Origin of the sequence: uncultured Finegoldia sp. (genome assembly GCF_947252345.1) — a bacterium.
Lineage (GTDB): Bacteria > Bacillota > Clostridia > Tissierellales > Peptoniphilaceae > Finegoldia.
The window spans coordinates 24,107-49,695 of the sequence record NZ_CAMXVC010000005.1 but is presented as its reverse complement, the minus strand read 5'-3'; the positions used below and the strand labels follow the sequence as shown (position 1 = coordinate 49,695).

Annotated in this window: 21 protein-coding genes; all 21 read right to left on the bottom strand. The window is 28.2% G+C overall.

Annotated elements, in window-relative coordinates; translation table 11 throughout:
- Positions 1 to 20 precede the first annotated feature (20 nt).
- The 21 genes from Q0X02_RS02040 to pyrE all read right to left on the bottom strand — a co-directional run bounded on the left by Q0X02_RS02040 (position 21) and on the right by pyrE (position 25,587).
- On the bottom strand, positions 21 to 1,295 hold the full coding sequence (locus Q0X02_RS02040) for a methionine gamma-lyase family protein (protein ID WP_297810800.1): 1,275 nt from the start codon (positions 1,293 to 1,295) through the stop codon (positions 21 to 23).
- Complete coding sequence (gene miaA, locus Q0X02_RS02035; protein WP_297810797.1) at positions 1,276 to 2,226, bottom strand: tRNA (adenosine(37)-N6)-dimethylallyltransferase MiaA; 951 nt, start codon at positions 2,224 to 2,226, stop codon at positions 1,276 to 1,278. The genes Q0X02_RS02040 and miaA overlap by 20 nt, the downstream gene beginning before the upstream one ends.
- Positions 2,223 to 4,118 carry a DNA mismatch repair endonuclease MutL gene (mutL, locus tag Q0X02_RS02030; RefSeq protein WP_297810794.1) on the bottom strand — a complete coding sequence of 632 codons (1,896 nt, stop codon included), beginning with the start codon at positions 4,116 to 4,118 and terminating at the stop codon, positions 2,223 to 2,225. Before mutL ends, miaA begins: the two co-directional genes overlap by 4 nt.
- Positions 4,111 to 6,705, bottom strand: coding sequence for a DNA mismatch repair protein MutS (mutS, locus tag Q0X02_RS02025; protein WP_297810790.1), 2,595 nt, complete (start codon positions 6,703 to 6,705; stop codon positions 4,111 to 4,113). The genes mutL and mutS overlap by 8 nt, the downstream gene beginning before the upstream one ends.
- Position 6,706: 1 nt before the next feature.
- Positions 6,707 to 8,092: a tRNA (N6-isopentenyl adenosine(37)-C2)-methylthiotransferase MiaB gene (gene miaB, locus Q0X02_RS02020; protein ID WP_297810787.1), complete on the bottom strand. Its 1,386-nt coding sequence runs from the start codon at positions 8,090 to 8,092 to the stop codon at positions 6,707 to 6,709.
- A gap of 44 nt (positions 8,093 to 8,136) precedes the next feature.
- Positions 8,137 to 8,811 (bottom strand): protein phosphatase 2C domain-containing protein, encoded by a 675-nt coding sequence (locus Q0X02_RS02015; RefSeq protein WP_297810784.1) that lies wholly within the window; start codon positions 8,809 to 8,811, stop codon positions 8,137 to 8,139.
- Between the two features lies 1 nt (position 8,812).
- Positions 8,813 to 10,252 carry a PASTA domain-containing protein gene (locus Q0X02_RS02010; protein ID WP_297810781.1) on the bottom strand — a complete coding sequence of 480 codons (1,440 nt, stop codon included), beginning with the start codon at positions 10,250 to 10,252 and terminating at the stop codon, positions 8,813 to 8,815.
- Between the two features lie 83 nt (positions 10,253 to 10,335).
- Entirely contained in the window at positions 10,336 to 11,133 is a 798-nt protein-coding gene (locus Q0X02_RS02005) for a pyruvate, water dikinase regulatory protein (RefSeq protein ID WP_297810778.1), read from the bottom strand.
- A gap of 10 nt (positions 11,134 to 11,143) precedes the next feature.
- The gene (locus Q0X02_RS02000) at positions 11,144 to 12,832 is read right to left on the bottom strand and encodes a glycine--tRNA ligase subunit beta (RefSeq protein WP_297810775.1); all 1,689 of its coding nucleotides are present in this window, start codon (positions 12,830 to 12,832) and stop codon (positions 11,144 to 11,146) included.
- Between the two features lie 9 nt (positions 12,833 to 12,841).
- Positions 12,842 to 13,546: a DNA repair protein RecO gene (gene recO, locus Q0X02_RS01995; protein ID WP_297810772.1), complete on the bottom strand. Its 705-nt coding sequence runs from the start codon at positions 13,544 to 13,546 to the stop codon at positions 12,842 to 12,844.
- Complete coding sequence (gene era, locus Q0X02_RS01990) at positions 13,546 to 14,430, bottom strand: GTPase Era (protein ID WP_297810770.1); 885 nt, start codon at positions 14,428 to 14,430, stop codon at positions 13,546 to 13,548. Before era ends, recO begins: the two co-directional genes overlap by 1 nt.
- On the bottom strand, positions 14,423 to 14,818 hold the full coding sequence (gene cdd, locus Q0X02_RS01985) for a cytidine deaminase (protein WP_297810768.1): 396 nt from the start codon (positions 14,816 to 14,818) through the stop codon (positions 14,423 to 14,425). The genes era and cdd overlap by 8 nt, the downstream gene beginning before the upstream one ends.
- 7 nt (positions 14,819 to 14,825) lie before the next feature.
- On the bottom strand, positions 14,826 to 15,566 hold the full coding sequence (locus Q0X02_RS01980; protein WP_297810765.1) for a diacylglycerol kinase: 741 nt from the start codon (positions 15,564 to 15,566) through the stop codon (positions 14,826 to 14,828).
- The gene (gene ybeY / locus Q0X02_RS01975) at positions 15,535 to 16,011 is read right to left on the bottom strand and encodes an rRNA maturation RNase YbeY (RefSeq protein ID WP_297810762.1); all 477 of its coding nucleotides are present in this window, start codon (positions 16,009 to 16,011) and stop codon (positions 15,535 to 15,537) included. The genes Q0X02_RS01980 and ybeY overlap by 32 nt, the downstream gene beginning before the upstream one ends.
- Positions 15,992 to 16,975: a PhoH family protein gene (locus tag Q0X02_RS01970; protein ID WP_297810759.1), complete on the bottom strand. Its 984-nt coding sequence runs from the start codon at positions 16,973 to 16,975 to the stop codon at positions 15,992 to 15,994. The genes ybeY and Q0X02_RS01970 overlap by 20 nt, the downstream gene beginning before the upstream one ends.
- 33 nt (positions 16,976 to 17,008) lie before the next feature.
- Complete coding sequence (locus tag Q0X02_RS01965) at positions 17,009 to 21,280, bottom strand: PolC-type DNA polymerase III (RefSeq protein WP_297810756.1); 4,272 nt, start codon at positions 21,278 to 21,280, stop codon at positions 17,009 to 17,011.
- A gap of 1 nt (position 21,281) precedes the next feature.
- Positions 21,282 to 22,331, bottom strand: a complete 1,050-nt coding sequence (ispG, locus tag Q0X02_RS01960) for a flavodoxin-dependent (E)-4-hydroxy-3-methylbut-2-enyl-diphosphate synthase (RefSeq protein ID WP_297810753.1) — start codon at positions 22,329 to 22,331, stop codon at positions 21,282 to 21,284.
- Between the two features lie 53 nt (positions 22,332 to 22,384).
- Positions 22,385 to 23,389 (bottom strand): RIP metalloprotease RseP, encoded by a 1,005-nt coding sequence (gene rseP, locus Q0X02_RS01955; protein WP_297810750.1) that lies wholly within the window; start codon positions 23,387 to 23,389, stop codon positions 22,385 to 22,387.
- A gap of 8 nt (positions 23,390 to 23,397) precedes the next feature.
- Positions 23,398 to 24,180, bottom strand: coding sequence for a phosphatidate cytidylyltransferase (locus tag Q0X02_RS01950; protein ID WP_297810747.1), 783 nt, complete (start codon positions 24,178 to 24,180; stop codon positions 23,398 to 23,400).
- A complete protein-coding gene (gene uppS / locus Q0X02_RS01945; protein ID WP_297810828.1) occupies positions 24,177 to 24,881 on the bottom strand; it encodes a polyprenyl diphosphate synthase in 705 nt (234 codons plus the stop codon). Before uppS ends, Q0X02_RS01950 begins: the two co-directional genes overlap by 4 nt.
- Before the next feature lie 133 nt (positions 24,882 to 25,014).
- A complete protein-coding gene (gene pyrE, locus Q0X02_RS01940; protein ID WP_297810744.1) occupies positions 25,015 to 25,587 on the bottom strand; it encodes an orotate phosphoribosyltransferase in 573 nt (190 codons plus the stop codon).
- Positions 25,588 to 25,589: the final 2 nt, after the last annotated feature.

Genomic DNA, 25,589 nt, shown 5'->3' with positions numbered 1-25,589 from the left:
ATCTTGTGTAAGGCTTTTTTTTACAATAAATTATTTCTTTTTAAATTAGTTACAACTCTCATACAAGCTATTAGCGCTTGATTATAAGTCAAGGATCCTTGAAAATATACAACATAAGGTTCTCTTAATGGCCCATCAGCTGATATTTCAATACTTGACCCATCAATGAAACTTCCCGATGCCATTATAACTTTATCATCGTATCCAGGCATATCCCACGGATAAGGTATAACATGCGAATCAACGACAGATGTTTCTTGGATTGAGCGACAAAATTCAATAACTCTTTCTTCATTTTTTAAAATTATTGCACATATTATATCGCTTCTTTTATCATGAATATCAGGTATTGTTTTAAATCCTAAGTCTTTGAAAACCTGTGAGAATAATAATGCAGACTTCATAGCTTGCATCGTAATTTTTGGAGCTAAAAATAATCCTTGCAGAGTATTTCGAGTCGTACCAAAAGTAATACCAACCTCTTTTCCAATCCCAGGTGCCGTTAAAGTATTTGCAACTCTATCTATTATACATTTGTTCCCGGCAATATATCCACCTGATAAAGCAATTCCCCCACCAGGATTTTTTATCAATGAGCCTGCGATGACGTCGCAACCAACTTCCAATGGTTCTTTGTATTCAGTAAATTCTCCATAGCAATTGTCAACCATTATAATAATTTCTGGATATTTTTCTTTTATAGTTTTTGCCGCTTTCTCTATTTTCTCAATATCGATTGCATTTCGTAAACTATACCCTGTTGACCTTTGAATCGCTACCATTTTTACGGTTGAATCAATTTTTTTTAATGTAGATTCTATATCTATATTGTTATCTATTAAATCTACAAAATCAAATTTAATTCCATATTCTCTTAAATTACAAGGAGCATTTCCTGTGATTCCGATTACTTCTTGAAGTGTATCATAAGGAAGTCCTGTAATATACAGCAATTTATCTCCAGGTAGTAATACTGCTTTCATCAATAAACTCAAAGCATGTGTTCCAGAAGCTATTGAAGGGCGAACAAGAGAATCTTCTGCTCTGAATATATCTCTAAATATAGCTTCACATTTATCCCTTCCTACATCTCCATAACCATATCCTGTCGTAGAATCGAAGTCTGTAGATTGAAGCTTATTATCTTGAAATGCCTTTAAAACTTTGAGTTGATTGAAAAATTCTATTTTTGAAAGTTCATTAAATTTATCTTTTAATCTAGTATCACATTTTAAAACTGTGTTGTATACTTCTTCGTCAATATTAAACCATTCTCTAATTTTTTCTTCTATCATATAACCATTCTTTCACGTTTAACAAAGATTTTTGTTCTAAATCTTCAAATTTGTCAAATTGATCCAGGTTTAGCCAATTAATTCTATCATCCTGTCTAAACCATGTCAATTGTCGTTTTGCGTATTTTCTACTATTTTGTTTAATCAAACTTATCATATCACTATATGAAATTTTATTGTTGAGATACATAAAAGCTTCACGATATCCTATAGCTTGAATTGACTGTGAGTTTTCATTTGTTAATTCATATATATATTTACACTCTGCCAAAAAACCATCATCAAACATTTTATCAACCCTTTTATTGATTCTATCGTATAAAATGGCTCTATCGTCATTTAATCCAATAATATAGAAATCTAAGTCTTCGTTATATCTGTCAAATTTATCATTTATTTCGCTGAATTTTTTTCCTGTTAGTTTAAATACTTCAATAGCTCTTATAACACGTCTAACATTATTCATATGAATATTTAAAGATGACTTCAAATCAATTTTTTCAAGCATTTTATGGAGTTTTTTCTTTCCATTTTTTTCGACAAACTGTTCTAATTCAATTCTAATTGTGTCATCGGATTTGATAGTATTAAATTCAAGTTTATGTGTGAGTGAATTTACATATAGACCAGTTCCTCCAACTACAATAGGTACTCTACCTGAATTATTTATTTTCATAATCAAATCCAAACACGTATTTCTAAATTGCTCAACATTGTAATTGTCATCAGGTTCAACTATATCAATCATATGGTGTTTGATTTCACGTTGATATTTTTTTTCAACTTTAGCAGTACCAATATCCATTTTTTTATATATTTGCATAGAATCAGCTGAAATTATTTCACTATTTAATTTTTTCGCTAAAAAAACACTAAGTCTTGTCTTGCCCACAGCTGTAGGTCCAACAATCAATATACATTTATTTCTCATTTTATCCTCATAAACATTTTTTCTAAGTCTTTTTCACTAATTTCTATAAAAGTAGGTCTACCATGAGGACAAGTGAACGGATATTCGCATTTAAACAAGTCTTGTAGTAATTTTATTATTTCAAAATCGCTCAATTTGTCACCGGCTTTTACACTCATTTTACAAGACCTTTTTATAACTTTAGATTCGATTAAATCAAATGGTTCATTTGAGTTTTTTGCAATAGTATCTAAAATATCGGTAAATAAAAATGATGCATTACAATTTCCAAATAAATAAGGTATTGCTCTAATAACTACCGAGTCCTCAGCAAAAACTTCGCTATCATATCCTAATTCTTCAAATAATTCTTTGTTTTTTACATATATTTGCATTAATTCATCTGTCAAATTTATATTTTCAGGAAATGTTAAATTTTGAGAAACAACATTATTGTCTATCATTTGTTTTGTTAATTTTTCGTAGTTTATTCTCTCATGACAAGCATGTTGATCAAATAGATATATTTTAGCATCAAAAATATCTTTCGCTAGTATATACGTTCTAAATAAAACTGTTAAAACTTCAAATTTTTGATATTTTTCAATATTTCTACTGATTTCCATCTGTTTATTTAATTCAAACTTTTCGTTTTTTTCTAATGATTCTTTAAAAAAATTCTTATCATCATAAGAATTAATCAATTCGGTATTTTTGAAGTCTTCTTTCTCTTTATTAAAATCATTAAAATTAGTCATCTTCCTTATGTTTGAAATGCTTGAGTTGTCATTGTACAAATTATAAGAATACGATGGTTCTGAAACTTTTGTCGAGCCATATTTATCGGATTTTGTATATGATTCAAAATAATTTTTTCTCAAATCATGATACTTATCATCTTCGATCGAATCAGATATATTAACTATGTTTACATTATTTTCTAATAAAAATCTGATTTTCTTGTTTAATTGTTCCATTACTTCATCAAGTATCGAAATCTTTACTCGCTGTTTATTTGGATGAATGTTAACGTCTACTAACTTCGGATTTATTTCAAAAAAAAGCCAATAAAGAGGGAATCTTCCATTTGGTATAACTGATTTATAATTTGTCTCCACGGTATTTCTTATATCATCTGATTTAACAAATCTTCCATTCAAATAAATATATTGCATTTGCCTATTTGCTCTATACAAGTTGTTGTTTGAAACATATCCGAATATCTTATAATCTTTTTGTGCTATTTCAAATTCTATCAAATTATTTGAAAGTGAAGTTCCAAACAGATTAATTATGTTTTCTTTTATTGAAGAGTTCTTTTTCGTTTCAAATAAAGTCTTATTGTCTTTAATGTATTTTATAGAAACATTTGTATTGCAAACTGCAAATTTATACATAGTCGTTGTTATAAGGTTTGCTTCTGTTTGTTCTGATTTCATAAATTTTTTTCGAACTGGAACATTATAAAATAAATCTTTAATAATTATTTTCGTTCCTATATTCATCGCGACTTCTGATTTACTGATTACACTAGAGTTTCTAAATTCAAGTCTACTTCCGATGTTGTCTTCTTTAGTTCTCGTGTTTATCGATAATTTACAAATCGACAAAATGCTAGCTAGTGCTTCACCTCTAAAACCCAAAGTATTCAGATTATACAAATCGTCGAATTTTTCCAATTTACTAGTAGAATGTCTTTTAAAGGCCAATTCAATCTCATTTTTTTTTATTCCAGAACCATTATCGCTTACTGAGATAAAGTCTTTTCCACCGTTTTTAATTTCAACAACAATAGAATCACTTCCAGCATCAATTGAATTTTCAACTAATTCTTTTACGACTGAAACTGGTCGTTCAATAACTTCACCAGCGGCAATTTTTTGAATTGTATCTTCTGATAATAATTTAATCATTTGTATCACCTAATTTCGTTGCTCTTTGTACAAATTCATTTAAAATAGATAGGGATTTTAACGGCGTCAAATTATTTATATCTATTTTCGATAAATCATTTTTTAGTTCTAATAAATCAAAATTATTTAGTTTTGATTTTAAATCTTGTTCACATTCTAATTCTTCAGAGTTAAAATCTTCTAAAGGCAAATCAATTCTTGTGTAATCCTTGTCTATTTCTTTTAGTATTGATTTTGCACGTTTAATTAGAATCTTTGGTAATCCTGCTAATTCAGCTACTTCAATTCCATAACTCTTATCTGTTGAACCTCTCGTAATTTTTCTCAAAAATATAATTGTATCTTTTGTTTCTTTTATATCCACTTTCATATTTATAACATTATCTAATTTGTGTTCTAATTCTATCAATTCATGATAATGTGTTGCAAATAGTGTTTTAACTTTGATATTCTTAGAAATATACTCGACAATAGCCCACGCCAAGCTAAGACCATCATAAGTTGATGTTCCCCTTCCTATTTCATCTAACACAAGAAGACTATTAGGTGTTGCGTATTTTATAATGTTACTCATTTCTTTCATTTCAACCATAAAAGTCGATTCACCTTTAAATAAATTATCACTAGAACCAATTCTCGTAAAAATTTTATCTACTATTGAAATATTGGCTTTTTTTGCAGGTACAAACGAACCTATTTGATTTAAAATACAAATAAGGGCAACTTGCCTTAAATAAGTTGATTTCCCGCTCATATTTGGACCAGTAATAAGTTGGATATCATTCTTACCACTTCCAATCAAAATATCATTAGTTATAAATTCTGATTTTCCGACACTTAATTCGACAATTGGATGTCGCGATTCTACAACATCTACAAGTCCGTAAGTATTAATATCAGGTTTTACATAATCATTAATATATGCACATTTAGCTAGTGAACTTGAAACATCAACTATCGCAATCAAATCTGCTGATTTTTTTATTCGAGATAAATTATTGAGAATTATTCTTCTAATGTCTTCAAAAATTTTGTATTCCAACTCAAAAATTTCATCTTCTGAGTCTAATATTTTTGATTCAATCTCCTCTAATCTTTTTGATTTATATCTTGATGAGTTAGTTAATGTTTGACGTTTTTCGTAATCTTCAGGTATTTTATTAACATTAGATTTTGTAACATCTATAAAATATCCAAGCTTTTTATTAAAAACTATTTTAAGATTTCTAATTCCTAGTCTTTCCTTTTCGTACATTTCATATTCTACTAATTCATTTTTACCATTAACTCTATTAAATCTCAATTCATCGAGTTGTTTTGAAAATTCTTGTTTGATTAAATTTCCCTCGGATAAAACTACAGGAGGGTCTTCAACTATAGAATTATCTATCAATTCATACAAATCTTTTAAATCATCAAGTCCTTCACCTATCAATTTCAAATTTATTTTATCCGAAATTAACAATTGTTTCAATTTTGGTATCTTAGCAATTGAAACCTTTAAAGCTATCAAATCCTTTGCGTTTGCACTTTTATATGATAATTTGGCTATTAATCTATCTAAATCATATATTCCATTCAATGTATTCTCTATATTTAAAAGTAGCTCGTAATCATTAAATAATTCTTCAACTCTTTTTTGTCTAATTAATATTTCTTTCTTGTCCATTAATGGCCTTTCAAGATAGCTATGCAACAATCTAGAACCCATTGATGTTTTTGTGTAGTTTAAGACACCAAACAAACTTCCATTTTTTGAATTACTGTACAAGTTTTTTTGTATTTCCAGATTTATTACACTATTAGAATCAATCTCCATAAATTGATTTAAAAAGTATTTTACAGAATTATTGATATGCTCTAAATTATCTTGATATCTAAAAACATAATTTAATAAATTTGCTACACATATATTAGTTATTTTTGTGTTGTTGTTATCGTATTTTATTTTAGAATTAATTAGTTGAAGGGGTTTCTCACTATTTTTTATTTTTGTTAGTACTATTGAAAATTTTAACGCAATAGTTTCTAAAATTTCGTTTGAAAGCTCATCCTCATTGTATATTATTTCTTTAGGCGTTATTCTTGATATTTCATTTTCAATAATTTTATATACATCATCTGAAGTAGTGTTCGTATACAATAATTCTCCTGTTGAAATGTCAATATAAGAAACCGAAACCTCTTTATTATTTCTGGAAATACTCATTAAATAATTATAATTACCACTGTCAGAGTTTTCATTCTCAATAACTGTTGCTGGGGTATAAATTTTAATTATTCCCCTTTTTACCAATCCCTTTACAAGTTTAGGGTCTTCTAATTGCTCACAAATAGCAACTTTATAGCCTTTTGCTACAAGTTTATTTATATAAACATCGCAAACATGGTAAGGAACACCACACATAGGGCATTTTTTATTCTCACCGCAATCTCTCTGAGTTAGTACAATTTCTAATTCTTTTGATGCTAATAATGCATCCTCAAAGAACATTTCATAAAAATCTCCTAATCTAAAGAATAGTATACAATCTTTGTTTTGTTCTTTTATTTCTTTGTATTGTTTTATCATAGGAGTGTAACACATATTATTTCACCATTTCTCCCGTCAATGCGAATGAATTGAATCCTACTATTTTAACCTTAACTAATTTACCAATATATGATTTATCGCACTTAACATTTACTAATTTAAATGTCCTAGTCCTTCCAGTCAAAACTTCCGGATTATTTTTACTCTCTCCCTCTATTAGTAATTCTTGTGTAGTCCCAAGATATGATTTATTTTTTTCGTAAAAAATAGGATAAGCAACATCCAGTAATCTCTCTAATCTATCTTGTTTTACATTCTCATCAACTTGATCTTCAAATAAATCTGCCTTTGTTCCAGGTCTTCTATTGTATTTAAAAGTAAATGCTTGCTCATACCCAACTTTTCTCACAACATCGAGAGTTTCTTGAAAATCTTCTTCTGTTTCTCCAGGAAATCCAACGATAATATCGGTTGAAAAAGTTATACCTTTTACATTTTTCTTTAATTTTTCAACTTTTTCTAGATAAGATTCTTTTGTATATTTTCTATTCATACGTTTAAGAACTGAATTAGAGCCTGCTTGAAATGGCAGATGTATATTTTCACATACCTTATCTAATTTACCCATTGCTTCTATCAATTCATCAGAAATATCTTTTGGGTGACTTGTCAGAAATCTCAATCTTTCTAGCCCTTCTATATCATTAACTTTAGTTAAAAGTTCTGTAAAAGTAACAGGATTTTCAAGAGTTTTACCGTAAGAGTTTACATTTTGTCCCAACAAAGTTATATCCTTATACCCATCTTCAACCATTCTCTTTACTTCAGATAATATGCTATTAACAGATCTACTTTGCTCTTTACCCCTAGCGTATGGAACTATGCAGTACGTACAATAATTGTTACATCCAGTCATTATATTAACATATCCAATAAATTGATTATCTCTTTTAATAGCAACATCTTCATCAATATCATCTTTTCGTTCAATATCTACAACAAGTTTTCCACTATTTAAATGTCTATCTATCAAATAAGGTAGTGAGTTAATATTATTTACTCCAAAAACAATGTCAACGTGTTGATATTTTTCCTTTATAATGTCCCTTGCAGGTCCTGTTTGCATCATACAACCGCAAACAGCTATCAACATATCTGGGTTTTCTCTCTTTAAATTTTTGAGAGCACCTAATTGACCATAGACTTTCATTTCAGCGTTTTCTCTAACCAAACAAGTATTGAAAATAACAAAGTCAGCATTCAATTTTTCTTCAGACTTTACAAAACCCATTCTCTCTAAAAGTGTTTTGATTTTTTCCGAATCATGCTCGTTCATTTGACAACCATGTGTTATTATAGAATATGTCGGTGCATTGTTATGCTTATTTATAAAAAGATTAACATAATTATTATTATTTTCTGTTTTATTTATTTTCTGCATTAATATCTCCTTTATAAAATATAAGCCATCGTAAAAACGATAGCTTATACCTTAATTAATGTAATAGTAATATTATCTTTTGAAGTACCTTTTACTTTATTCAATAAAATATTGCATTTTTCTTCAACTGAGTAATTAGAACTCAATATATTATTAATTGTTGAGTTTTCAATATATTTGTAAAATCCATCAGTAGCCATTAGTATTTGGTCTTCACTACCCAAATCCTTAATCATATAATCCGGCTTATCCATACTTAAAAATCCAAGTCCTCTAGTGACCGCATTTTTATATCTATCATTATTTTTTACTATATGGTCCTTGGATATTTGAAATAAGCCATAATTATTTTGCAAATAAGCCCTGCTGTCACCTACATTAAATAAAAATAGTTTATCATCTTTTATTATTGAAGCTATAAATGTCGTGCCAATATTATTGACGCAATTATTCATATTTGAAAATTCCAATATTTTATATCCAGCATGCTGTATGCTTCCATAAATTAAGTCTTTTATTTTTATCTCTTCATCATAATGTTTTTTGAAACAAATCAAAAACTCCTCAACAGCTATTTCAGAAGCCTTATCTCCAAATAGACACCCACCCATACCATCTGCTATCAAAAATATTTGAGAATCTCTAAAACATTCATTCTTGTAATAATCTTCATTAAGTTCTCTAAACTTACCTTTATAAGAAATAGAAAAGTACTCCATATTACTCTCCGCTATTATTTATTTGGTCTTGTTCATTTTGATTTTTATCTTCGTTTTTATGATAATTGTTATCTTCGCCTCTATTAATTTCATCGTCTTTAGGCCTTTCATTTTCTTCTGGAGGAGTATATTGTTCTGTATTTTGTTCAGATTCTTGTGTTTTTACAATCCTTCCAGAACTGACAGTGATACTAATAAAATCTCCATCATTGATTTTTTTGCCGGATTCAACACTTTGATATATTACAGTTCCCTTATCATAGACCGAACTTTTCTTGTATTTTATCTTCTTTAAATTTAAACCAAGTTCCGATAATTTTCTTTCCGCTTTTTTTAAACTTGAGCCAACCAAATTAACCATTGTCTTATCTTTTTCCATGCCTAATTGAAGTTTTATTTTTCTATTGAATAATAGTTTTGAGCCAACTTTAGGGCTTTGTGAAACTACTACGTATTTGTTTAAGTTAGATTTATCAACATTTAATGATTTATCTACTACTAATTCAATTTTGTTCTGAGTTGCTTGATTAACAGCTATACTCAAATTCTTACCTACATAATCGGGTGCTTTAGGCCTTAAATTGTAATAAAAAACACATGCACAAGCAACAAAAAAAGCTAATAGGACAGATGTGAAATACACAAGAAAAGCCTTTAAAAAACCACTTTCTCTTTTATTATTTGTCGTGTTTTCATTCAAAATATCTTCATCTATTTTATAAGACATTTTACTTTCTTTTTCATTTTTTAAATCTAATTTTATTGTATTATCGAAATTTTCAACAGCAGATATTTCATCAGTGTTATTATCAATTAGAGTGTCTATAGTATTCAAATCTTTGTAAATACTAGATAAACTACTATAGTAATCCGTACTTAATTTTGTATTTATTTCAGATAATTTACTTTCATCAATATATAAATTTGAGTTATCTAAAATATTTAATATCACATTTTTATTAATACTAAATTGACTTTTATCATTTTCAAAATTGTCATAATCATATTTATTAAAAATGTCTAGCTTAACGATTAAGTTTTCGTTTATCAATAAATTACTGAGTTCTAATTTACCACAATATACATCATTGTTCTCACAATAAATCAATCCTAACACAATTTTCTTTAAAATTTCTATCAAATCATTATCGCTAATCGACTTTCTACTAAAAAAAGAATCCAATGTTATTCCATTGAAATATTCGTAAGTTATTGAACATTTTTCTTCTTTTTCTATTATTAAATCATATAATTCTAATATATTTGGATGATGTAAATTAGATAAGGATTTTAATTTTTCAATAGAACGTTCAAAACAACTTTTATCATTAAATTCCTTTAAACTTAAAAATCTATTGAGTTTATTGTCATAAGCTTTATATGTCGTAGAAAATTCATCTTCTTTTATTTTTCTTTCGATTTTATATCTATTATTTTCCACTAATTACCTCCACTATTACTTTAATATTTTATCATAATTTATGCAGTAAAACAAAAAAAGTCCTCAAAATGAGAACTTGAGAATTAATTAAATTTTCTTATGTATGCAATGATTTCATTAGAAGTTTCATCCAATGTTTTATTTGTAACATTAATAACTTTGCAATTTAATTTATCCATTATTTTTTTTGCATAACTTAATTCATTTTCTATTCTTGATTTATCTGAGTAATCTATGTGTAGACCTAATTCTTGCATTCTTGACTTTCTGATATCATTCAGACTTGTTTCGTCAATAACTAATCCGATAATTTTATTATTGTCTATTTTGAACAATTCTTCAGGAATTTCAAATTCTGGCATAAGAGGGATGTTGCAAACTTTGTAGTTTTTAAAAGCCAGATTCAAGCTAAGAGGCGTTTTTGAAGTTCTAGAAACTCCAATTAAAACAATATCTGCTTTTAATATACCTGACTTATCCTTGCAGTCATCATATTTAACGGCAAATTCTATAGCTTTCATTCTATTAAAATATTCTTTTGTAAGAGTATCATTAATTTTTTTATCCAAGAGTAAATTTTGTTCAAAAAATTCTCTAGTAGCTTCAATTGGATAGTCTAGTACATCTACCAAAAGTACAGATTTGCTTTCGGTAGCTTTTTTTGTCAAATACCTTAATATATCTTTATCTAAAATCATAGAAAGTATTAAAACTTCGCCATTTAGATTTTGTAATATTGCATCAATCTGTTCACATGTTATAACATCTGAGTACTGAAAAATATTTATGTCATCCGTTCTAAAATTTAATTTTACAGCATCTAAAATCTGTTTTTCTGTTTGCGCTGTTGAGTCCGATAAAATAGCTATTGTCTTTGACATAAGCATCTCCCTATTTGCCATTATTAAAAATTTTTTTAAAAATCACCTTGTAAAATTTAATATCATCTTCGGAGCAATCTAAAAATTTATCTAATACGCTTTGTAAACAATTAATATCAACTTCCATTGGAGTGTAATTCAGATTACTTGTATCAATTCCATTAAATTTATTTAATTTATTAATTACTGCATCTTTTTTATTTGAATCTAAATTATGAATCCCTTTTAAGACCTGATGCGAACTTAATAGGTTGAGATTTTCGTAATTAATGACGTCAACCTCTTCGTACTCATACCCTAATTTAATGCAATTGTCTCTGTATACGTCTAATACAATATCTCTTATTTTTAAGTGTAAATTTTCATAATCAACTATGCCATTTTCTTTAAGAAATACATATAATATGTTTGAAATAAAATCGTCTAAATTAAAATCCAATTCAGATTTTAAAATAATAGCTATCACAGACGATATTGTTGTTCGAATCTTATAATTATATTTTAAATTTTCATCATTGCTAGAAATTAAATACGCCATCACATATTCCATTTTATCTGATATTGATACAATCCTAGCTGCGATAGAGTTTGGTATGTTTTCCTGAAAATATCTCGGCTTAATATGTTGATATATTCCATCATACACAATTTGGTCTTCGCCATCAGATTTAGCATATAATCTTCCAATTAATCCATGTAAATAGAAATATCGTTTAACTATCTCGGTTGCTCTATCCGCTTTACATAAAAATGAAATTCGGTTAACAGATTGCATAGCTTCGTCACTAACCGATAAGATTTTGCATAAATCTTGTGATATATTTATTAGTCTTTCTGTTTTATCATAATAATTTCCGAAATTATTTACATAAGGTATTAATTTTAAATCATTAACAAAATCTTCTAATTTTTTTTCAGATTTGTTTTTGATTAAAAAAGAAATATTTTCTAATTTTAAATTTACCTCAGCAGTTAAATTTATAAAATCATTAGATTTTTTATCTCTAGCATATATGAATATGTTAGAATTGTTACCATTGTCAAATTCCAGAGGTAGTACGTTGAAATTTTCCATTAAAACAGTATGTAAAATTTGCTTATCCATAGTTATATATTTTTCATCAAAACTACATTCTATGCAAATAGGATAATCGTACTTATTGACATAGCTATTTAAAATCTCGTTATTTTCGATAATGACACAACCATTTGCCCTTGCAACTTTATGAGCACTTTTTTTAAAAGATTCTAATCTTTTTTCTTTTTTTAATATAATTTCGTTCTTTAATAATTCAGATGAAAAATCATTGATTATTGATGAATTTAATGCAATATCATTGTTTACTCTATCTTTATTATCAAAATCAATTATTTTTTCTTGTTCTTCAGATAATAGCTTAACATAAATTATAGATTGTTTAAATGATAACAACTCTGTTTTATAATTATATTTAAAATTAATAGAATTTATCACATCATCAATAATATTTGCGAAATTTTCTAGTTCAAATTTTTGACTCGAAATATTTTTTCCATAAATAAAAAAGTGATTTTTTATGGTATCTAATTCAAGATTATCATATTTTATATTTCTTGATTTAAACTGCTTTCTTATTTTTTCATCAAGAGCTCTATTTATAAGACCAATAAAATTATCAGGAATATTATTAGTCACTATGTCTATTAATAAGTTATGCATTTTTTCTCCTTACAAATATTCGAGATATCCTAAAGAACCCAAATATTCAATGCCAAAATTATTTATTGTATACTTTAATAAAATTTTTAATATTTTATTTTCGTCAATCCCATTATATTTTTTATCAACTATATCCTCATATTTATTTTTCATTAAATATATCATATATTTTGAATGTAAATTATCTATATTGTAAAATTCACCGTTAGATTCTGTAAAACCACCATTTAAATAAAATTTATTGTGATTAGCTTCATAAAACATACTTGGTTGATAACCTAAGTATGAAACAAGTTTCAAAATGAATGCGTTAATAATTGCATTTTGGTTATCAGTATATTCTGATAAATAAATTACTGTTTTTAGAATTAAAGCATATACTTTTTCATTACATACTTCGTTGTAAAAAATGGATTTTATCAAATCTACAATTACTAAACTAAATAATTCAGATTTATAATTAGTTCTTATATTAAAATTAGAGTTTATCAAATCATAATCAACTAGATAATAAAATTGATTACTCTTTCTTAATGTAAAATCACTAACTGAAAGTACATTAAATTCTACCAACGAATTTTTTGAACTTATGTTATTAATAAAAATTCCTATAATACCGTTATCTTTTGTAAATACATTTAAAATAACAGAATTTTCGCCATAAATTATGTGCTCTAACACAATCGCTTGTGTTTTTAAAAAACTTTCCGCCATTACTTATAACCTAAATATTTGAGGCGTGATTCTTTATTTCTCCATTCCTCATCAATTTTTACCCATAATTTTAAATTTACTTTTGTGTTGATTAATTTTTCTATGTCGATTCTTGAATCGCTGCCTATTCTTTTAATCATAGCCCCTTTTTTCCCTATTACCATACCCTTATGGCTTTTCTTTTCAACAATAATAGTGGCATCAATATCAATTAAATTTTTATCTTTTCTTTCTTTAAATCTCTCAATAGTTATAGCTATGCCATGAGGCAACTCATCAGATAAATTTAAGAGAGCTTTTTCTCTAATTAATTCCTGAACAATTTGCCTAATTGGTTGGTCTGTTATGCTATCTTTGTCGTAATACATTGGACCTTCTGGAAGAAAATTTTTTAAAGCTACAATGTAATCTTCAATATTTTTACCTTCAAGTGCGCTAATCGGTATAATCGCTTTGAAAATTCCAATGTCATTGTATAAATTTATTAAATTCTGCAATTTCCCCGAATCAATTTTATCTATTTTATTAATCAACAGTATTATACTTGTTTTAACTGATTTTAATTTTTCGATTATTTCAGAGTCAAGTTTGCCAATTTCTTCTGTTGTGTCAACTATATAAGTGATAATATCAACCTCATTTAATGTTGACATTGATAATTTTAACATATAATCCCCAAGTTTATTTTTTGGTGTTTGAATACCTGGAGTATCTAAAAAAATTGCTTGAATATCATCATCTGTGTGTATCAACTGTATTTTATTTCTTGTTGTTTGTGGTTTGTCAGAAATAATTGTCAACTTTTCGCCCAATATTCTATTAAGTAGTGTGGACTTTCCAACATTACTTCTTCCTATAACTGAAACAAATCCCGACTTAAACATTTACATCATCTCCACTAAAGCCATGAGGCAATAGGTCTTCTATAAAATATTCTTTATAATCATTTTTATTTTTTGCAACAATAATTTTGGTTTTATTGTTTGAAAATTCTTTTATCACCTGACGGCAAACTCCACATGGATAAGTATATTCAGAGTCTCCAACAATTAGAATAGTATCTATTAATTTTATTCCTTCAGAAACCATTTTAGAAATCGCACATCTTTCTGCACAAATTGTTGGGCTAAAAGAAGCATTCTCAATGTTACATCCACCATATAATTTTCCATCACAATCTTTCACGCAACAACCAACTTTAAAATTTGAATATGGTGAATAAGATTTTTTCTTGTACTCGTAAGCCATTTCATACATTTGATTTATATCCATATTTCTCCTAAATAATTACTTTAAACAATAAAATTGCAACTAAAATACCTATTATTGCTCCCACAATAACCTGACTTAAAGTATGAATCTTACCTTCAACTCGACTTTCTGCTACCAAAAAAGCAATGAAAAGAGAAAGAATTGTTACTAGTGTATTATTTGCAAGTAAAGCAATAATAGTTGCACTGCAAAAAGAAACAGATGAATGTCCGCTTACACTACCGCCTTGCAAGTAAGTCCATTTATTTTGATAAATAAAGCTTTTAAGAACCAAAGTTAATAAAACAACCAAAATCAAAGCTATGAAAGTCAAATGAGTTGGTGAATTTTGTAATTTTATTACAGCTGTATGTGTTAGAGGTACAATTCTGTCGTAAAACATAAAATAACCAACAAAAATTGAATTGAAGGCTGCTAGCAATACAGCACCTGCTCCGACATCTTTTGCAATTTTAGCTTTGCTATCAAATTTATCGTAAATCAAATCTACAACAGCTTCAATAGCAGTATTAATCATTTCAGCCATCAAAATAAAAGTTATTGTGATACACAAGCAAGCCATCTCTACTCTTGATAAGTCAAACATCAACGAAGATATCAGAATCAGAATAGTCATTAGAATATCTGTTCTAAAATTCCTTTCACTTTTTAAGCAATGAATTATTCCATCCATTGCGTATTGGAAGCTTGTTATAAAAGATGTATTTTTCGAAATATTATTTTGTTTGTTCTTGTTTGAAAGCTTCATCTTTATAAATACCTATTTCCTTAAGAGCTAGTTTTTCCTTTTTTCTCATAATTTTTTTATCTTCTTCACCCATATGGTCATATCCCATTAAATGAAACATAGAATGAACAACTAAATAAATAATTTCTCTTTCAATTGTATGGTTATACTCTTTAGCTTGCTCAATGGCTCTTTTAGTACAAATAATTATATCTCCCAAAAGATTAGTGTCTATTAAAAACTCATCTTCTAAAGGAAAACTTAAAACGTCAGTAACACTATTTTTATTTCTGAAATTATTGTTTAAATTTTTTATTTCATCCTCTGTAACAAATGACAAAGATATTTCATAATCATCTTTTTGTAACTCTTGAAACAAACATATTTTAACTGCTTTTTTTATACTTGAAATCAAATCTTCATTTATTTCAAAGTCATCTTGCCTGTTACTTATCTGTATTATCATAATTTAACCTATTATTTTCTAAATTTTCGTATGCTCCTATTATCTTTTGGACAAGAGGATGCCTTACAACGTCAGTTTTTTCAAACTCCAAAAAACTTATCCCTTTAATGTCTCTTAAAATATTAGTAGCCACTAAAAGTCCAGATTTTTTTCCTCTTGGTAAATCTACTTGAGTTATGTCGCCTGTAACTATCGCTTTTGAACCATATCCAATCCTTGTCAGAAACATCTTCATCTGTTCATTAGTTGTATTTTGTGCCTCATCCAAAATAATGTAGGCATTGTCAAGTGTTCTCCCTCTCATATACGCCAAAGGTGCTACTTCAATTAATCCTCTCTCTTTGTATTTTTCAAAGTTTTCAAAACCCAAAATATCAAACATTGCATCATAAATTGGTCTTAGATATGGATCAATCTTTTCTTGTAAATCACCAGGAAGAAATCCTAAACTTTCTCCCGCTTCTACTGCAGGTCTAGTCAAAATAATTCTATCAACTTCATTGTTTCTAAAAGCATTAATAGCCATAGCCATCGCTAGATACGTTTTTCCTGTACCAGCAGGTCCTATTCCGAAAACTATATCGTTATTTTTTATCATTTCAACATAATTTCTCTGGTTAAGGGTTTTGGGTTTTAAAGGCTTGCCTTTTGAATTATAGCAAATAGTATAATCCTTTATTTTAGAAATTTTATCTTTTTCGATTTTTCTAAAATTTGAAATCAAGTAATCGAGATCTTGTTCAGTTAATTCTTCATTTTCACTTACAATTATTTCCAATGAATTAATTAAATCCAAAGTGATTTTTACGTGTTCTTCTTCTCCTTCGATTAATATTCCATTTTCAAAAATTTTTAATTTAACATAACAATTATCTTCGATTTTTTTTGAATTTTTTTCTACTTGCCCAAAAATAAAAGTTATTAATTTTTCATTATTCGTTTCATAAATTAATTTTGTATTCATAGTCACTCCATTAATCTAATTATAGCATATCCTTTAAAAATCAAATAAACTTATTTGATTTTCGCTTTGAAGACCATCTAACACACCATGCTCTTCTAATATTTCGAGAGCTGTTTTGTTTACTTTTGTCCTCTCAGTAAAATCTTGCTTAGAGATAAAATCTCCTTTTTTTATTTCTTCAAATATAGCTATTGCGTTAGCATCACTTACACCTTCAAGTGCATTAAATGGTGGTTGTATATATCCTTTTTCTAAAACTTTAAACTTAGACTTGTCAGACTTTTTCAAATCAACCCTGGATTGTTTGATTCCTCTACAGTACATTTCTTCTGCAACTTCCAATACAGAATATTTATTGCTGTCTTTCGCAGTCATTCTTGAATTTAATTCTTTATATTTATCTTTTAAAAATTTCATTTCATCCCTAATAGCTTCCAATCCTTTTACTATTATATCTCCAGGATAATCTTGAAGTTTTATTGTAAAGAAAGTGGAATAGAAAGCTTCTGGATAATGCACCTTGAAATATGCTATTCTATAACTCATCATCACATAAGCTACAGCATGAGCCTTTGGAAACAGATATTCTATAGTTTTACAAGATTCAATATACCAATCCGGAACATTATTCTCTTTCATATAATTTATAGTTTCCTCATCAAGAAGTCTGTTTTTTCTAACAGTTTCCATAATTTTAAAAGATTTTTTCTTTTCCAGACCTTTATTGATTAGATAAATCATAATATCATCTCTTGTACAGATAGTATCTTTTAATTCAACGACTCCATTTCTTATTAAGTCTTGTGCGTTGTTAAGCCATACATTGGTTCCGTGGGATAGTCCTGAAATTCTCACCAATTCCGAAAATGTTTTAGGCATAGTGTCTCTGAGCATTCCTCTTACAAAATTAGTGCCAAATTCTGGTATACCCAAAGTTCCAATGTCAAGACCATCTATTGTTTCTTCGAAATGTAAAGCATCAATTGATGAAAAAATACTCATAGTCTCTTTGTCATCCATTGGAATAGTTAATGGATCTATCCCTGTCATATCAGATAACATTTTGATAATTGTTGGCACATCGTGTCCAAGTAGGTCCAATTTTAAAATTCTACCACTTATTGATTTGTAGTTGAAATGTGTTGTTATTATATCACTATTTACATCATCTGCTGGGTGTTGGACTGGGCAAAAGTCTTCAATATCTTTATTCCTTGGAACAATCATTACTCCTCCCGGATGTTGTCCAGACGTTCTTTTTACTCCCAAAATTCCTCGCTGTAAATATTTAATTTCAGAATTATTTACGTATTGATTTTTATCTTCAAAGTATTTTTTTATATATCCATAAGCTGTTTTATCAGAAATTGTGCCTATGGTTCCTGCTCTAAATACTTTTCCTTCACCAAATAACTCTTCCGTGTATTTGTGAACTGTGGGCTGATATTCGCCAGCAAAATTTAAATCAATATCAGGTTCTTTATCTCCGTCAAATCCAAGAAAAACTTCAAATGGTATGTTATGTCCTTCTTTTTTCAAAGGTTCGCCACAAACTGGACATATTTTGTCAGGCAAATCGACTCCAGAACCAATGTTTGAATCATGAATAAACTCAGAATACTTGCAGTTTGTACAAATATAGTGAGGTATCAATGGATTAACCTCTGTAATATCGGCCATTGTAGCTACAAAACTTGAGCCAACAGAACCCCTTGAACCTACTAAGTATCCATCTTCATTGCTCTTTTTAACAAGTTTTTGCGCAATAATGTATAAAACTGCATAACCATTTGATATTATTGACGATAACTCTCTCTCTAATCTGCTTTCAACTATTTCTGGTAAATTATCCCCATAAATACTTCTAGCTTTTTTATATGTCATTTCCCTTAATTCTTTATCAGAACCTTCTATGACAGGCGGAAATGTTCCGTCAGGTATAGGTTTTATATCTTCAAGAATTTCTGAAATTTGAATCGTGTTATCTATAACAATTTCTTCTGCTATTTCTTTATCTAAAAAGGAAAACTCATTCATCATTTCGTCAGTAGTTCTAAAGTAGAGTGTAGGGAATTTTTCTCCATATATTTTTCTTGGTTGACCTTCTAATATAATATTTCTAAAAATATAATCGCTTTTTTCAAAATATTTAGCATAAGTATCGGCCACTAATAATTTACCATTAGTCTTAGATAATTTATACAATGTTAGGGTTAAATCTTCAGCACTTTTTAAATTAAAACTCATACTTTTAGATTTTACACCATCATAATACAACGGAGGTTGAACTTCTAGAAAATCATATCTGGAAATAATTTCAGAAATTTTATCATCTGATTCAAAACTCAAAATAGCTTTTATCAGTTCCCCATTTTCATTTCCAGTTCCTATTAGAAGTCCTTCTCGTCTTTTATTCAATTCTGATTTTGGAATCCCACCTTCTCGGTAATAATATTTTAAATTTGACGCAGTTACTAACTTATATAAGTTTTTTAGCCCTACAAGATTTTTTGCATAAATTGTAGCAGTGTGAGACTCCCTTTTTGCTACTGGCCATTCAGATTCAATTGAATTAATATTTATATCAAATTTTTTTCCGTTTTTTTCTAGAGCGTCTATCATCTTTATAAAAACTTGACCTGTAGCACTTGCATCATCACAAGCTCTATGATGATTAAACAAATTAACGTTGTATAATTTTGTAAGTGTATCTAGCTTATGATTTTTGAGATGAGGTTCGATAGCTCTTGCAAGCGCTAATGTATCGATATATGTTCTTACGGGTTTTAATCCCAAATCTAAGCAATTCTTTTTTATAAAGCCCATATCAAAATCTGCGTTGTGAGCGATTAATGTGCAATTACCAACAAACTCAAGAAATTTTGGCAAAACCTCATTAATAGTAGGCATATTTTTTACCATATCATTTGTAATAGAAGTGAGCTCTGTTATTTTTTCTGGAATAGGCATTTCAGGATTTATTAATTGATTAAATTCAGCTATAATTTTATTATTAACTATCTTGACTGCTCCTATTTCTGTTATTTTTTCAGTTGCATTAGATAATCCGGTAGTTTCTATATCAAATACTACAAATTCTTTCAAATTCATCCCATTGTATGGATTAGTTATTATTCTGAAATCATCTTCCAAAATTTTCGCTTCAATGCCAAATAAAGGCTTTAAACTGTTTTTAGTACATACATCGTACAATTGCGGATAACCTTGGACAACAGACTTATCAGTCAATCCTAGCGCAGTATATCCCCATTTGTTTAATTGTTTACAACATTTGTCAAGGTCAATAAACCCATCTAATTGACTCATTTGCGAGTACATATGAAGCTCAACACGCTTCTTTTCATACAAATCTTTTCTTTTCTCGGGTTTTTCGATTTCTTGCATTTGTTTAATCGAAAAAGACTTGCCCGAGGTGAATCTATCAAATTCTAATCTTCCGGTTAAAAGCAAATTCACACCTGATTTAAGTTTGTCACCAAAAGCTTCGTACTCTTTTTTCTTTAAAAATTTCTTAGCAAAAATTGCACCAGTATCATCTCGTAAATCAAGTGAAATTATAAAACTTTCTCCATCTTTAATACTTCGTACGTCAACATCAATTATTTCTGCTTGAATGCAAGTATCATCTTCATTTTCAATGATTTCTTTAATTTTAACTGGAGTTTTTGCGATATCTTTTCCACATTTAATTCCTGTTTTTACAGTTTCTTCTTTAGCGGGCTTAGTATTGTTATTTACACTTTCAACGATTTTTTCTCTTAGTGAGTTATCATATTCCTTTAAATTTTGTAGATAGTCTTCGTTTTCTTTTAATTTAGCTGGCTTTGTTTTAATGTAAATATCCAATCCATATAATTTTTTTATAATATCTTGTAAATATATGTCTTTTTTTTCATTGATAAACTTAGACATAGGTTGTTGAAGAGTAAAAATAATTTCAACTTCATAATTCTCTGCATCAAATTTTATGTTGTCATAATCAATAAACGCTGAATATTCGGTTAAGTCTTTAGATTTAAGCAAATCTATTAAGCGATTTTTTGAAAAAAAGTCATTTTTAACATCAATTTCTTTAAATTCAATGTTCACTGTTTTCACAAAATTCAACAAATCCGTATTTATAAATTCTGATAATTTTTCCTTATCCTCATTTTTATCTATCTCTATTTCACAATAAAGATAGTCAGATTCGATATTATACTCTAGCCTATTAATGTATATGGGATATTCAGAATTATATTTTAATCCAATTTTTTGAAGTATTTTTGAAAATAATAAGTGCAAATCATAACCTCTCTATTTCTTCAATTAAAACATCCAATAATTCTTCTTCTTTTACTTTTCTTATTATATTACCATTTTTAAAAATCAGTCCAACTCCGTTTCCTCCTGCTATTCCGATATCAGCTTCTTTCGCTTCACCTGGTCCGTTTACTACACAACCCATTATAGCAACTTTTATATGCTTATCTATTTTATCTAATTGTTTTTCTGCTTTATTCACTATGTCAATAAGATTTATTTTAGTTCTAGCACATGTTGGGCAAGAAATTATTTCTATACCCTCTTTTAACAACCCTAAACTCATCAAAATTTGTCTTCCTACAATCACTTCTTGCTTTGGGTCTCCTGTCAGAGATACTCTTATCGTATCTCCAATCCCGTTTGCCAATATGCTTCCAATTCCAACACTGGATTTTATTATTCCTTTTGTAGATGGTCCAGCTTCTGTTATGCCTACGTGGAGTGGGTAGTCGCATAGTTGTGACATTTTTTCATATGCTTTTATGGACATATTAACATTTGAAGACTTTAGCGACAATTTTATGTCGTTAAAACCCATATCTTCAATCATCCTTACCTGATCCAAGCAGCTATAACATATTGAGTCAACGTTTACTCCATGATATTTATCTATGAATTTTTGATTTACTGAACCGCTGTTTACACCTATTCTCATTGATATTTTATGAGATTTGCAACAGTCTACAATTTTTTTTACTTTATCTTTTCCCCCGATGTTTCCGGGATTTATTCTTATACAATCACAACCATTTTCTATAGCCGCAATCGCCAATTTATGATGAAATTGAATATCGGCTATAAATGGTATATTAGTCATACTTTTTATAGTAGGGATTGCTTTTGCATCTTCAATATCATTTATCGCGCTCCTTGAAATATCACAGCCTACTGACTCAAATTCTAGTATTTGGCTAACTGTACTTTCTATATCTTTTGTGTCTGTATTAGTCATAGATTGAACAGTTACTCTTGCTCCATGCCCAACAGGAACATCTCCTACATAGATTCTTTTTGTATCTTCTCTTCTCATTATTTCACCTTTCAAATTTAAAAAGGCCCAATTAGGCCCATTAAATGTAATCTTTAAAACAATTTTACAATGTCTTTAATTGTCACAATAGCTATTAGTCCTAATAACAGAATTAATCCTGCCATATGGACATAACCCTCTTTTTCTTTTGATAATTTTTTCCCAAAAAGCATTTCTATTAATATAAATATAGCTCTCCCTCCATCTAATGCAGGAATAGGCAATAAATTAAATACTCCAAGGTTTATGTTTATATACGCCAATAAAAATAATAGATTAGCTAATCCTGTTTTAGCTGCATATCCTATTTCTCTAACAACTCCAACAGGGCCACTTACTCCACTAAAACCTAAACGTCCAGTTATTAACATTCCCAAAAATTTATACAACATTCCTGTTAAATTCAAAAAAGTAAATGTCCCTTTTTTTAAACCTTTTAATACATTGAAGTGTTTAATGTTATATTCTTCGCTGAAGTTAACTCCGATTTTTCTTACATCATCTTCAACTTTTGGCGTAACTGTAAAATTTTCAGATTTATTATTCCTTTCTATTTCGATATTTAAATCGCCGTTTGAATTTCGAATAGCTTTTAATAGTTCTTCTCCGTTATTCATTTTGTTCCCATTTATAGAAACTATTTTATCTCCAACTTTTATTCCAGATAAAGAAGCTGGGGAGTTTTCCATTACACCAGAAATTTCAGTATTTACATTACTCATTGACATAAGAATTATCAATAAAGTGAATGCCAACAAAAAATTCATTATCGCACCCGCAAGAATTACTTTGAGTCTAACAAATGCAGGTTGATTATTCAATGAACTAGGACTATCATTGTCCTCATCCTCTCCCTCTAGCTGGCAATACCCTCCTACAGGTAAAATCCTAAATGAATATAATGTTTCCTTAGATTTTTTTTGAAAGACCTTTGGACCCATTCCTACTGAAAATTCTAAAACAGATACTCCGTTTTTCTTAGCTACAATAAAATGTCCAAATTCATGTATTAATATTACTAATAAAAATATAATAATTGATGAAATTATTGTTAACACAATTCCTCCTATCTAACATTTAAGCAAAATAACATAACCAAATATGGAATTACAAATATAAAACTATCAAACCTATCTAGTACTCCACCGTGTCCTATAAAAATATTTCCAAAGTCCTTTATATGTGCTTTTCTTTTGATTTTAGAAGCGCTAATATCTCCAATTTGCGAAATAATCGAACCGATAAAAACAATTGGAATTAATTTAATTATTCCAATTCCTCCATAAAACAAAGTAAAAATAATCGCGATGATAAGACTTCCAAATATTCCTCCTATCGCACCTTCAATAGTTTTTTTAGGGCTTATTTCTGTTAATTTATGCTTACCAAAAAGCATCCCCGAACAATATGCAGCAGTATCTGTTCCCCATGAACAAATATACATTAACCAAATGTATTGAGTATTTGACACAAAATACATTAATGAGAATGTTAAGCTCACATATAAATATACAAGATAATTATTTAAAACTTTATCTAATTGTTTATCAAAAATAGTATAAAAAGTTAACTGAAGCAATGCGATAATACCAAATAAAGCTAATGCTAAAATATACTTTTGAAAATACATTGATAAATTAAAACAAAGATTAAAAATTAAATTTATAGATAAATTCGTCAAATCTTTTTTTTCAAAAGTTTTTAAATTTAAAACATTTTCTAATTCATATATAGCTACTGATGTTATGAATAAATTCATTATTAAAAGATATATTCCAGCCTTCTTGATGCAGATGAATGAAATCAACAAAATAAAAACACCAGTTAGACTCCTTTTTAAAAATTTCATTTTAGACCACCAAATCTTCTATTTCTATTTTGATACCATTTTATAGCCTCTATTAACTCGTCAAACTTAAAATCAGGCCAATAAATATTTGTAAAATACAACTCTGCATAAGACATTTGATATAGCATAAAATTACTAAGCCTTCTTTCTCCGCCTGGCCTTATAAGCAAATCAATTGGAGGTTGATTTTTTGTATACAATAAATTTTCAAATTCTTCTAATGATAATTTTTTGCCAATAGATATAGCATCATTTACAGCTTTTAGTATTTCCTGTCTCGAACCATAGTTTATTGCTATGTTTAAAATCATTTTATCATTTTTTTTTGTAGATTCTAGTGCATACTCTATCTTTTCAATTACTTTAGTTGGTAAGACACTAATATCTCCTAAAATGTTAATTCGAACTCCTTGAGTTATAAGTTTATTAAGCTGCTCATTAATATATTTAATTAATATTTGCATTAAAAAATCAATTTCTTTTTTTGGCCTTTTCCAATTTTCTGTTGAAAAAGCATAAAGCGACAAATATTCTATGCCAATAGATAGAGAATTTTCTACAACATCTACTACTCTTTTCATTCCTTCATTATGTCCAAATACTCTTGGTTTGTTTTGATTTATAGCCCATCTACCATTACCATCCATAATTATGGCAATATGTTTTGGTAAATTTTCATGTTCTATGCTTGTTAACTCCATTTTAAAAAATCCTTTTAGTTTATTCCTATTTATTGTATCATATTTTTTTATTTTTAAATACAAAAACAGTTCTAAAATCAACTTAATATACGTGTTGAAAATTGATTTTAGAACCGATATTCACAATGATTTTTTATTTTATTTTCATATCTCTTGAACCAGGTTTTACCAATTCAATATTTTTCTTACACATTGGACATTCTTCAGGTTTAAAAATTTCTATGTCTAATTTTGTTGCACTATAAATTGGCAAATCAATATCCAAATTAATGCTTCTATCAACTAAACAACAAATCCCTACAACTTCTGCACCCAAATCTTCTAAAACTCTTTTTGTTTCATACGAAGATTTAGCTGTTGTTACAACGTCTTCAGAAATTATAACTTTTTCTCCTTTTTTTACTTCAAAACCTCTTCTCAAACACATATTTCCATCTTTTCTCTCTGTAAAAATAGCAGGTTTGTGAAGCTGTCTTCCAAGTTCATACGCTACAATAATTCCTCCCATTGCAGGTCCTACAACAGTATCAAATTCAATATTTTCAAGTTTTTTTGCAATTACTTTTATTACTTCTTCAGCTTTTTCAGGATATTGCAACAACTTGGCACATTGACAGTATTTATCACTGTGATTTCCAGAGGATAACAAAAAATGTCCCTCCAATAGCGCGTCACTCTCTTTAAGTAATTCTATAACTCTATCCATAA